Here is a 12,393-nt window from a genome sequence, read left to right as displayed (position 1 = left end):
TCGCTCCTTTATGATTTTTCTATCTTTTGCAACGCTTTTGGTGGAATCGATTCTTTCGGTACTTCTGCCCAACCTTTTCCTTGTATACCTTTTGCGTAAATCTTTATAAAGGTCCCTTCCTGTAATTGACGGTTCACCATCTTTTTAATCATTTGTTGTTTTCCATCTTCCGTATATCCTTTAAATGTATATAAATACTCACCATCTTTTTTCTCACCTTTATTGATAACCGCATAATAATCTTGTATTTCTTTATTTGAAAAGAAGTTGTCTACAAAGGCATCAACGCCTTCTGTTTTTGTTTGTAAATAATATGCTGTTCCACCTAAAATAATAGCGAAAACTGCTATCACTTTCATTGCCAGCTTCATAGATGCGCCTCCTGTCTGAATTTCTTATACCTGTATTATATGGAAAAGGGTATACTATACTCTATTGAAATGTATTACACTTCCCTTACATTATCGTAAGGTTGACTCACTTTGCAGTATTTTCCTAATAAAAAATTTTTCCGTTTCATCCTTTTTTGTATTATTATTGAATAATACAAATTTTTATAACAAAAATCAAAGGAGACAGTTTTTAAATGGCTATCTTACAAGGTTTAGCACTATTACTTGTTGTACTTTCTCTATTTACACTTTTTAGCTACCGCGCTCCTTACGGAATGAAAGCGATGGGAGCTTTAGCAAATGCCGCAATTGCCAGCTTTCTAATTGAAGCATTTCATCGTTATATTGGTGGTGAAATGTTTCATAGCGAATTTTTATTTGCCGTAGGAAAAGCATCTGGCGGTATGAGTGGTGTTGCATCGGCCATTTTAGTCGCATTAGCAATTGGTGTATCTCCTGTATATGCTGTGTTAATCGGTATTGCTACTAGCGGATTCGGTATTTTACCTGGATTTTTCGCCGGATATGTTTGCGCCTTTATTGTAAAATTCCTTGAAAAGAGGTTACCAGCTGGCGCGGAATTTTTAGCAATTTTATTTATTGCAGCACCACTATCACGCGGTATGGCTATGTTTATAGACCCTGTTGTAAATGCAACACTTGGGAAAATCGGTTCTATTATTTCGATTGCAACTACAGAAAGCCCAATTATTATGGGCGTTATGCTTGGTGGGCTCATCACAGTTATCTCTACATCTCCATTAAGCTCCATGGCTTTAACTGCTATGCTTCAGTTAACAGGCTTACCAATGGCGATTGGGAGTCTTGCCGTAGCAGCTTCAGCTCCACTGAACTTTATTTTCTTTAAACGTTTAAAGATTAGTTCCAAAAAAGATACGATTGCTGTCGCTATTGAACCATTGACACAAGCTGATGTTGTCGCTGCTAATCCAATTCCAATCTATACGACAAACTTTGTCGGCGGTGCGTTAGCTGGTATTATCACATCTTTATTTCAACTTGTAAATAATGCACCTGGTACCGCATCACCAATTCCAGGACTTCTTGTTCTTTTCGGATTTAACGATGCAATAAAAGTTACAATCGCCGCTATATTATGTGGGATTGTTACCACAATTATCGGTTATATCGGAACGCTTGTCTTCCGCAAATACCCGATCCGTACCGCTGATGAAGTCCGCGGAATTCCTTCAAAAGAAAAAGTCGCATAAAAGAAAGAGCGAGTTCCCTGCGTGGAACTCGCTCCTTTTTTCATATGACTTATAATCGTTATTGAAATTTGAAGAGCGGTCGATATTGTGTATCGAATCACCGATATCGTAATTCGTGGCCGGCTCCACTTTTATTTTTATCTAGCTATGGTGGCTAGAAGGGGCGGGCATTTCACTCCTTCCTGCGAGGCAAAGTGCGCCTCTTTGTCAGGCGTTCCAATGACCTTCCCTTCTGAACAAGCCACCTCCACTTTTATTTTACCCAACCAAGTAGCATTTCCCGCACGAATTTGCTTGCTGCGATTGGGGTTTGGTCACTATGATCGTAGACTGGGGCTACTTCGACTAGGTCGGCTCCAACTACTTTTATATCTGAATTTGCAATTGCTACGATGGAATCTAATAATTCTTTAGATGTGATACCGCCAGCTTCTAATGTTCCGGTGCCAGGTGCATGTGCTGGATCTAATACGTCGATGTCGATTGTGACATAGACTGGGCGTCCTGCAAGTTTTGGCAATACTTTTTTTAATGGCTCTAACACTTCAAATTTATATAAGTTCATGCCCACTTCTTTTACCCATTCAAATTCTTCTTTCATACCAGAACGAATTCCGAAAGAATATACGTTTTCCGGACCAATTAAATCACACACTTTGCGAATTGGCGTAGCATGGGATAAAGGCTCCCCTTCATAGGACTCACGTAAGTCAGTATGAGCATCCATATGAATGATTGCTAAGTCCGGATATTTTTTTGCCATTGCCTTAAAAACTGGCCAAGACACTAGGTGCTCACCACCAAGACCTAGTGGAAACTTACCGGCATCTAATAGTTTTGTTACATATTCTTCAATCATGTCTATGCTGCGCTGTGGATTTCCAAATGGTAATGGAATATCACCAGCATCAAAATATTTTACTTCTTCTAGTTCACGATCTAAATATGGACTATATTCTTCTAGTCCAATTGATACTTCACGAATACGTGCAGGGCCGAAGCGAGAACCCGGACGATAACTTACAGTCCAATCCATTGGCATCCCGTAAATAACAGCTTCTGCTTCTTCAAAACTTGGATGACTTTTAATAAATACTTTACCTGAATAAGCTTCATCAAAACGCATATTCTTTTCCTCCTTATGTGGAACCTAAGGTATCCCAACCTTTCATTATTTCTCAAATTTGGAGTGCTGTACTCCTCTTTCTCGATCACTCTTAACCTTCTTATCAATATAAGAAGACTTTTTTATTTTCTAAAACATACATAACTAGCATGTTCAAGTCTTATAGACAAACACCTTAAATGAGTTATTCATGCTTTAGCGGCGGCTAAAAGGAATTGTTCCTTCTAGCCGTTCCCCGCCTTTACTTAATTAAATCTCCAACAAACTTCGGTAAAGCAAATGCTGCTTTATGAAGTTCTTTTGTATAATATTTCGTTTCGATATCATGGAAACGGTCTTCACTTACTTCTAGTGGATCATATTTTTTAGATCCAATTGTAAATGTCCAAAGTCCACTTGGATACGTTGGAATGTTTGCTGTATACAAACGAGTAATTGGGAAAATTTCTTTTACATCTTTCACTACATTTGTAATTAATTCTGGTGTAAACCAAGGGTTGTCCGTTTGTGCAACGAAAATCCCATCTTCTTTTAACGCTTTAGAGATTCCAGCGTAGAATCCTTTTGTAAATAAGTTAACTGCTGGTCCTACTGGCTCTGTAGAGTCAACCATAATTACATCGTATTCATTTTCACTTTCTGCGATATGTAGGAAACCGTCTCCTACTTTTACTTCCACACGTTCATGATCTAATGCGCCTGCAATAGATGGTAAATATTTTTTAGAATACTCGATTACTTTCCCATCGATTTCAACAAGTGTTGCTTTCTTCACGCTTGGGTGTTTTAGTACTTCGCGAATGACACCACCATCGCCACCACCAACAACTAATACGTTCTCAGGGTTTGGATGTGTAAATAAAGGAACATGCGCTACCATTTCATGATAGACAAACTCATCTTTTTCTGTTGTCATTACCATGCCATCTAAAATCAGCATGTTTCCGAATTCTTCTGTTTCTACCATATCAAGCTTTTGAAATTCTGTTTGCTCCGTATGTAATGTGCGGTTAATACGCGCCGTAATTCCAAAATGTTTTGTTTGTTTCTCAGTGAACCATAGTTCCATCGTACAATCACGCCTTTCATTGCAAATTTATAATGGGGACATCATTAATGTCCCCTAACAAAAATAAAACAAAACATCGGAAAAGTATAGTTAAAAGTGTAAAAAGACTAAAAATATATTTAAGTCGATTGATTCTAATATATCGACATAAAGAAAACCCTTTCTTAAGAAAGGGTCTTTGTCTCTATTTCTGCTGATTGACGAACAGGAATGAAAATCATAACACATCCAACTAAGACAACGATTCCACCTACTAAAAACGGACTCTGTGGTGAAATTGCATGACCAATAATTCCCGATAAAATAGGAGCAATTGCTCCGCCTAACCAGCGCACAAAGTTATACACACCCGATGTAATCGATCTTTCATAAGGTGAAATATCCATCACATAGCTTGTGTATAGAGCGTTATTTAATCCAGATGCTAATCCAGATAAAACAATGAAAACAATTTGTAACCACATGATTTGAACAAAGAATAATGCAAGTAATAAGATTGCAAATACAAATAAGCTGAAGCGTAGCAATGCCTTCGGTTCATATTTCCCTTCTAATTTATGAGCTAATATCGCAGAACCATACGCTAATGCTAGACCCCATCCGCAAAATACAAATCCAAGTTGGATTGCTGATAAATGCATAATAAGTGGTGAATACGCTAGCACAACGAAGAAACCATAGTAATATAACATACCTGAAATAGCACCTTGCATAAATGGTTTATACTTCACCAAGTTAAGTAATTCCCCTACACCAGCTGCCTTACGCTTCACTTTTCGCTCCGGCTCTTTTACAAAAAAGAATACTAAAATAAATGCTAAGAAAATTAACAGGCTCGTTGCAAAAAATGGATAACGCCATGAATACCCGCCTAATATACCACCTAATAACGGTCCGCCAGCCATACCTAAACCAATTGCTGCCTCATATAAACCGACTGCCTCATGAACTTCTTTACTTAGAGAAATCAATAATGTCATTGCTGTTGCAAAAAACATCGCGTTCCCTAGTCCCCATCCAGCACGGAAAAGAGATAATTGCGCGATTGTTTGTGATATAGCACATGTAAATGCAAAAACAGTTACAATTGCAAGGCCAATTGTCATCATTCTCTTATCTCCAAATCTGGAAGCAAAGATTCCCGCTGGTAACATCATAATTGCCATCGTTAAAATATACGCTGTAAACAGCATCTCTACTTGCCAATGTGTGGCACCAATTTTCTCAGCTATAATTGGCAAAATAGGGTCGACAACTCCAATACCTGAGAAGGCTAAGAATGTAGCCAATACTGTAATGAATCTTCCCATTTTCTGTCTACTCTCCATATTCATTTACTCTCCTTTTGTTTTCTCTAAGAAATTACGCGCGCGCGCTAAGCTGTTTTCTAATTCAGCTTTCACTCGCTCCATTTGTTTCATTTTTATATCTAATATTTGGACTTGGTTTTCAAGCATATCTTTAATTTCTTGAATCATCGCTCGATCAAGTGGATTATCACTATTTTTTCTTTGTTCCATTCGCTCTTTCAATGATAAAAAATGCTGCATTTCTTGCAGAGTAATGCCTAATACTTCTTTTGCTTCTACAATCTTCTTAATTCGTTCAATATCTCGATCTGTATAAAGACGAATATTTCCTTCACTGCGTTCTGGTGGATGAATTAAACCGATTTCCTCATAATAACGAAGTGTACGTTTTGTTAAACCGACTTGCTTCGTTACTTCATCGATTTTATACATATGTATCCCTCCTCTCATTACATTATTACATTTTACGTTAACGTTAACTTTTGTGCAACTATTATATTTTTGTAAATATTTGTCATATGAATTGTGTTTTTTCTATATCAGTTTCATAATGGAGAAAAGGAACTCATAAGGAGATTTTGAAATGAAGAAACCACTTATTTTTGCACACCGCGGAGCGAAAGGTAGCCATCCAGAGAATACGATGATTGCTTTCCAAGAAGCAGAACGCATTGGTGCTGACGGTATCGAACTTGATGTCCACCTATCAAAAGATGGTGAACTTGTTGTCATTCATGACGAAACTGTTGATCGTACAACAAATGGTGCGGGACTCGTTTCTGAACAAACTGTAGCGGAACTACAAAGTTTAGATGCTGGAAGTCATAAGCACCCTTCTTTTCATGAAGCAAAGATTCCTACTTTGCGCGAAGTACTCATTTGGCTCTCTACAACAAAACTGCAGCTAAATATTGAACTTAAAACAGATGTGATCCACTATCCGAATATTGAACAAAAAGTTGTCGACCTTGTACGAGAGTACCATCTATCAAACAAAATTATATTCTCATCCTTTCATCATGATTCTATTTCATTATTAGCTGAAATAGCACCTGAAATTCCGAGAGCCCTGTTATATGATGAACCAATGTTAGATCCAGTTGGGGAAGCAAGAAAAAGAGAAGCGACTGGGCTACACCCTAACTTTAAACTGTTAACAAAAGAATTCGTACAAATGGCGCAGAAACAAGGATTTGTCTTCCGCCCTTATACAATTAATGAAGAGAAAGACTTGCAAACCATGATAGATTACGGAGTAGATGTCATCATTACGGATTGGCCTACGCGTGCCCTTGAGCTCCTTTCTTAACGGAAAGGGCTCTTTTTTGTGTTTAAAATACAATAAAACCCTCAATACTAGTAAAAGTATATAACGAGGGGATGAAGAAGATGGATCAAACGATCGATTCAAAACTACAAAAATATAAACGTCTTTTCTTCACCATAGTTTTTTCATCTGTTCTTTTTTTCGTTTGTTCCTTTTTTATCATTATTATCGTTGCAAAAATGATGGGACCACCTCCCACTTTGGTACCGCAAACGAGTATTTTTTATGCGAATGACGATACAGTTATGGGACAAAGCAATAAGATGCAAAAGCGCTATAATATTTCGCTTGAGCAGATTTCTCCTTATGTAAAAGAGGCGACGCTTTCGATTGAGGATCAAAGATTCTATAACCATCATGGTTTCGATACGAAGCGAATCATTGGAGCAATCATTGCTGATATAAAAGCGATGGCCAAAGTACAAGGAGCTAGTACGATTACACAACAATATGCTCGTAACCTTTACTTAGACCATGATAAAACATGGAAAAGAAAGCTATTAGAGGCACTGTATACAATCCGCCTTGAAGTCAATTATAGTAAGGATCGTATTTTAGAGGGCTATTTAAATACCATTTACTATGGACATGGCGCTTACGGAATTGAAGCAGCTGCCCAGCTATATTTTAATAAAACAGCAAAAGATTTAACATTGGCAGAAGCGAGTATGCTTGCTGGAATTCCAAAAGGACCGAGCCTTTATTCACCTTACTTAAAAAAAGAACGTGCGAAACAAAGACAATCCCTTATTTTAAATGAAATGGTCGAGCAAGGGTATATTACAAAACAACAAGCTGAAGCAGCAAAAAAAGAAAGGCTAGCACTTTCTTCATTAGATACAAAAGAAGTGACAGAAATAGCACCGTACTTTCAAGATGCAGTACAAGCTGCTCTTCTTCACGACGTTGGATTAGATGAACAAACATTGCAACGCGGTGGTCTTCGTATTTATACAACATTAGATCCAAAGCTACAAAGCATTGCAGAACAAGCTGTGAAGGATCATATTCCAAAGACAACAGATATCCAAACCGCCCTTGTTTCCATGAATCCGAAAACAGGTGAAGTAGCTGCTCTTGTAGGAGGAAAAGATTATAAAGAGAGTCAATTTAACCGGGCCATTCAAGCAGCTCGTCAACCAGGTTCAACCTTTAAACCATTTTTATATTACGCGGCATTAGAGAAAGGATTTACACCTGCTACTCGGTTAAAAAGTGAGTATACCGTATTTACTTTAGGAGACGGTGTTTCGAAGTATCAACCGAAAAACTATAAAGGATATTATGCAGATGATTTTGTAACGATGGCACAAGCCCTTGCCGTATCGGATAATGTATATGCTGTCAAAACAAACTTATTTTTAGGGACTGAAACTCTCATAAAAGCAGCGAAACAATTTGGTATTACAAGTTCATTGCATGATGTTCCTTCTCTCGCTCTCGGTACATCTCCTGTAAAACCAATTGAAATGGTAAATGCCTATAGTATGTTTGCTAATGGTGGAAAACAGGTGAAACCAGCCTTTATTCGCCGCGTTGTTGATCACGAGGGAAATATTTTATACGATGCACACTTAGAAAGTAAGCAAGTTCTTGATAAAAATAAAGCATTTGTTATGGAAGAGATGATGACCGGGATGTTTAACAAAAACTTAAGCAGTTATGCCGCTGTAACAGGACAATCCCTTCTTCCAAAACTGTCACGAACATATGCCGGAAAATCAGGTTCAACCGAAACAGATAGTTGGATGATTGGCTTTACACCGCAACTTGTCACAGGAGTTTGGATCGGATATGACCAGCCAAAATCGATTTCCAACCCAGCTGAACAAGGTTATGCAAAAAGAATCTGGGCAGATACAATGGAAAAAGGACTAGATGGTCAGCCGAAGAAAAAATGGAAGCAACCAAGTGATGTGATCGCTTTAAATATTAACCCTGAGAATGGAAAAATTGCGACAAAAGGATGCCCTACCTCTGTGAAAATGTATTTTACAAAAGGGACGGAGCCAACTGAATATTGTATGGACCATGTTGATGATAAAGAGGACTTTGAGAAAATTAGTAAAGAGAAGAAAAAGGATAGCTGGTGGAAGAAATACATCCCATGGTAAACGAAAGAAAAGGCTACTAGAAAATTGAACTGTACCCTATAAAATGGACAGTTTCATAAAAAGACCTTTAAAAATGGTTCCGGGTATTGTACCGTAGCCATTTTTTTATGTACAATGAAAGAAAAATATCATATAATTTGTTGAATTTCGTTATGTTTCCTGAATATGAAGAATTCCATACAACAGGAATCTTATGGAATCAACAACAACATACGATATTGAGCGATGATATTGAAATTCATATTGTGGAGATTCCAAAACTCATGCAACAGTGGCGGAATGAGCAAGTGAACCCTTGGGAGGACTCGCTGGTTCGTTGGTTATTACTACTTCCAGCGAATGAAGATGAATATTTAACCCCAACATTGGAGGATATTGCGATGAACCAAGGCCCAATTTTACAAAAAGCCATGAATAAATGGGAACGTATGAGTCAAGATTCTTCTTTCCGAAAAGCGTATGAAGCAAGGGAAAAAGCGTTGATGGATGAAGCCGCAAAGTTTGCATATGCAGAACAAAAAGGGATTGAAAAAGGGAAAATGCAGCTTATTCGTGGTATGTACAAAAACGGAATGCCAATAGAGGATATTGCAAAGTTTACAAATTTACGCATAGCAGAAATACGAAGCATTTTACAAGCTTAAATAATTAAAAATAATGCCTACAATAATCTGTATCCTTTGTAAAGGACATTTTATCGGTTACCGTCTTTTGTTCCGGTATAGTTCATGAAAAATCATTTTACTCCTGTTCCGTACCTCACTTATAGCGTTGTATCCATTATAATGAGGTTTGCTTATAAAAATACACAAAAACCCCGAATCCTGGACTTTTTTTAAATGTCCAGGATTCGGGGTACAGTTCAAATTACTTCTCTAGTAGCCTTCCACTTTCTTATCCTCAATGGATTTGAATATAACCAACGATTTTAATCGCCTAATAATGCGTGACGTAATTCTGCACTCGATTCATTCCAAATTGCTTCATTATGTTCTTTTAGGAATCTTCCCAATACTTGTTTAGACGATTCATCCATATGATCAACAATGATGTGACGCTTTAATGATTTATCCATTTTATTGACATGTTCAGGAAGCGATTTGTAGCCGCGGCGAATTTCGCGGTCAACTGTCATTTCACAGGCTGTGACGCCGGCATAATACGCACCTTTTTCTGTTCTCTCAATCGTTACCCACACGAGCCAATATGGTTTTCCATTTGGAACTTCATCTTTATTCGTTAAAAATTTAATTCCCTTTTCAACGGTACTACGCGCATGCATCGCACCGATATCAACAAAGGCTGTTTGCTCGATTACATCTACAAAAACAGGTGAAATATTTTCTAAACTTAGCGCGCCAACACCAAAACCACCATGTCCATCTGTTGAATCATTCTTTACAATATTAAAACCGATTTTTTTCTTTTTCTCTGTCATAGACAATTCCTCCTCGCTCACATATTATATAAGCCCAAAGATAGGCGCAATGATACTTTCTAAAAACCCTAATACTTGCGGAATGACCACGCTAAAAATAGGTTGAATCGTATAGCGGTCAAGCGGTGTAATCACAAGAATTAATAACGCAATTGCTCCATATTTTTCATACTGCGTCATTTTGGCGCGAACATTTGCTGGCGCTAAATCTTCAATCACACGATATCCATCAAGTGGCGGAATCGGTAATAAATTAAAAACAAGTAAAACAACATTAAGAACGATAAAAATTTCAAAAAATTGTCCTAATGTATCTGCTACTGCAAATGGAATTGCATTTAAAACACCAATCCTTAATAGACCATACCAAATGATTAAGCCGATCGCCGCCAAAAGAAAGTTACTAATCGGTCCTGCAATAGATACTAAAATGCCGGCAAGACGTGGCCTTTTAAAATTATACGGGTTAACAGGTACAGGACGTGCCCAACCAAAACCTAAAATAAGCACAGCAATCATACCAATTGGGTCTAAATGAGACATTGGGGACAACGTTAAACGCCCCTGTCTTTTTGCTGTGTCATCTCCAAACTTATATGCAATATATGCATGTGCAAATTCATGCACAGATAAAGCGATAATAATAGCCATTGCTACTAGTGGAATTTGGTGCAACGGATACCTAAATAACTGATCCATACTTCATCTCCTCTTCATTATGTCAAAAAAGAAAATATTTGTTTTTTTGCGATTGTTCTCTCTTAAAATCCGTTATAATAAGATTGTAACTTACATAAAGGAGCGATTATACATGCCATACGTAACAGTGAAAATGCTAGAAGGACGCACAGAAGAACAAAAGAAAGCTCTTGCTGAAAAAGTAACTGCAGCAGTAAGCGAAACAACTGGTGCTCCAGAAGAAAACATCGTTGTTTTCATCGAAGAAATGTCTAAAAATCATTATGCAGTTGGTGGAAAACGCTTAAGCGACAAATAATTTCAATCTGTTTAAGTAAGAAGCAGTCTGATAGCTGCTTCTTACTTTTTCCCTTCTAATAACTGGATAATTTTCTCTTTATACTTTCCTTTTCGTCCATCTTCATAGATTAAATCATGTGGATAAAATAACTTTTGATCCGTTCTTTTCTTACCAGTAATAGCCTCGACAATATCTGATTCACGAGAAAGTTCCCGAAGTTCTCCATTTGGCATACGAAGTAAAATCGGAAGACGTTCCTCTTCCTCTCCTGCTCGGTAAAAGTCATATGGTAAATCTGACGTTGAATCAACAACTAAGTAATATTCTGGATCTAGACCAATCTTTTTAAATAAACTACTTAACTCCATCCAATTATCTAAACCGTGTTTCTCGGTAAACTCTACATATTTAAAAAGATTCCGGTTCATAAAACGACGACATAAATCACTAAGGATTGCATCATCTTCCTCTTGCCATACCTGGAAGTAGTAATACATCACATTTTCATCTAGTTTTAAGTAATCTTCTACTGTTACTTCTTCTTCAAATAAAGAATAGAAATGTACGGGATGATACTTAAATGTATAATACTGTTCGTGCAATGTTTTCGCACGGTGTAAAATCTTCGTTAAAATGACTTCAGCACTGCGCGTTACAGGATGAAAATACACTTGCCAATACATTTGATAACGGCTCATAATATAATGCTCAACAGCATGCATACCACTGCTCTTAATAACAACTTGGTCACCATATGGACGCATTACACGCAATATACGCTCCATATCAAAATTCCCATACTTTACACCCGTAAAATAGGCATCTCGCAATAAGTAGTCCATACGATCTGCATCAATTTGACTTGAAATCATACTAATTGCCAATTTATTATGAGATGTTTTCGCAATCACATCTGCTACCTTCTGCGGAAATTCACGATCTACACGGCTTAAAACTTTATTAACCTCGGTATCGCCAACAATAATTTTTTGTGTAAATTGCTCATGATCAAGTGAAAACACCTTTTCAAATGAATGTGAAAATGGTCCGTGGCCAACATCATGCAAGAGCGCAGCACATAAGCATAATAATCTATCTTCTGCATTCCAATTTGGTCTGCCATCAAATACATCATCAATCATACGACGAATAATCTCATATACACCTAATGAATGAGTAAAGCGACTATGTTCCGCGCCGTGAAATGTGAAAAACGTCGTTCCAAGCTGCTTAATACGGCGTAAACGTTGAAATTCTTTTGTCCCAATTAAATCCCAGATGACGCGATCACGTACATGCACATATTTATGTACTGGGTCTTTAAATACTTTCGTTTCGCTGAGTTTGTCGTTTAAATATACCATCGACATCCCCCTTTCTTTACTACATTCTTACTTTATATTATA

12 protein-coding genes and 1 pseudogene are annotated in these 12,393 nt (G+C 37.4%); 5 read left to right on the top strand and 8 right to left on the bottom strand.

Annotated features, from left to right (window positions below):
• Positions 1-8: 8 nt before the first annotated feature.
• Complete coding sequence (locus tag MR058_RS17410) at positions 9-371, bottom strand: YxeA family protein (protein WP_242145158.1); 363 nt, start codon at positions 369-371, stop codon at positions 9-11.
• Positions 372-586: 215 nt separating this feature from the next.
• Between MR058_RS17410 and MR058_RS17405 the strand changes: the two genes are divergently transcribed.
• Complete coding sequence (locus MR058_RS17405) at positions 587-1,624, top strand: PTS sugar transporter subunit IIC (protein ID WP_242145157.1); 1,038 nt, start codon at positions 587-589, stop codon at positions 1,622-1,624.
• Between the two features lie 253 nt (positions 1,625-1,877).
• Here MR058_RS17405 and speB read toward each other — a convergent pair whose 3' ends face one another.
• From speB to MR058_RS17385, 4 genes are all read right to left on the bottom strand, one after another.
• Positions 1,878-2,750, bottom strand: coding sequence for an agmatinase (speB, locus tag MR058_RS17400; RefSeq protein ID WP_012096328.1), 873 nt, complete (start codon positions 2,748-2,750; stop codon positions 1,878-1,880).
• A gap of 241 nt (positions 2,751-2,991) precedes the next feature.
• Positions 2,992-3,819 (bottom strand): spermidine synthase, encoded by an 828-nt coding sequence (gene speE, locus MR058_RS17395; RefSeq protein ID WP_087099523.1) that lies wholly within the window; start codon positions 3,817-3,819, stop codon positions 2,992-2,994.
• Positions 3,820-3,983: 164 nt separating this feature from the next.
• Complete coding sequence (locus tag MR058_RS17390) at positions 3,984-5,147, bottom strand: MFS transporter (RefSeq protein WP_242145156.1); 1,164 nt, start codon at positions 5,145-5,147, stop codon at positions 3,984-3,986.
• Positions 5,148-5,153: 6 nt separating this feature from the next.
• Entirely contained in the window at positions 5,154-5,561 is a 408-nt protein-coding gene (locus MR058_RS17385) for a MerR family transcriptional regulator (RefSeq protein WP_242145155.1), read from the bottom strand.
• Between the two features lie 151 nt (positions 5,562-5,712).
• Here MR058_RS17385 and MR058_RS17380 point away from each other — a divergent pair, with 151 nt between their 5' ends.
• From MR058_RS17380 to MR058_RS17370, 3 genes and pseudogenes are all read left to right on the top strand, one after another.
• A complete protein-coding gene (locus MR058_RS17380) occupies positions 5,713-6,438 on the top strand; it encodes a glycerophosphodiester phosphodiesterase (RefSeq protein WP_242145154.1) in 726 nt (241 codons plus the stop codon).
• Positions 6,439-6,518: 80 nt separating this feature from the next.
• Entirely contained in the window at positions 6,519-8,570 is a 2,052-nt protein-coding gene (locus tag MR058_RS17375; RefSeq protein ID WP_242145153.1) for a transglycosylase domain-containing protein, read from the top strand.
• Positions 8,571-8,689: 119 nt separating this feature from the next.
• A pseudogene (locus tag MR058_RS17370) lies at positions 8,690-9,214 on the top strand (Rpn family recombination-promoting nuclease/putative transposase); the annotation flags it as partial.
• Positions 9,215-9,498: 284 nt separating this feature from the next.
• Here MR058_RS17370 and MR058_RS17365 read toward each other — a convergent pair.
• Together MR058_RS17365 and MR058_RS17360 are read right to left on the bottom strand one after the other, a co-directional pair.
• Positions 9,499-10,008, bottom strand: a complete 510-nt coding sequence (locus MR058_RS17365; RefSeq protein WP_242145152.1) for a YwhD family protein — start codon at positions 10,006-10,008, stop codon at positions 9,499-9,501.
• A 24-nt stretch (positions 10,009-10,032) separates the two neighbouring features.
• On the bottom strand, positions 10,033-10,707 hold the full coding sequence (locus tag MR058_RS17360) for a site-2 protease family protein (RefSeq protein WP_242145151.1): 675 nt from the start codon (positions 10,705-10,707) through the stop codon (positions 10,033-10,035).
• 112 nt (positions 10,708-10,819) lie between these two features.
• On the opposite strand from MR058_RS17360, the gene MR058_RS17355 reads away from it, so the two are divergent.
• A complete protein-coding gene (locus MR058_RS17355) occupies positions 10,820-11,005 on the top strand; it encodes a 2-hydroxymuconate tautomerase (RefSeq protein ID WP_001147171.1) in 186 nt (61 codons plus the stop codon).
• Positions 11,006-11,046: 41 nt separating this feature from the next.
• Here the strand turns inward: MR058_RS17355 and MR058_RS17350 are convergent, their stop codons facing one another.
• Entirely contained in the window at positions 11,047-12,351 is a 1,305-nt protein-coding gene (locus MR058_RS17350; protein WP_242145150.1) for an HD domain-containing protein, read from the bottom strand.
• Between the last annotated feature and the right edge of the window lie 42 nt (positions 12,352-12,393).

The sequence above is a fragment of the Bacillus cereus group sp. BfR-BA-01430 genome (genome assembly GCF_022663115.1).
Classification (GTDB): Bacteria; Bacillota; Bacilli; order Bacillales; family Bacillaceae_G; genus Bacillus_A; species Bacillus_A cereus_BD.
The sequence above is the reverse complement of the archived record's forward strand: the minus strand, read 5'-3'. Positions and strand labels throughout refer to the sequence as shown.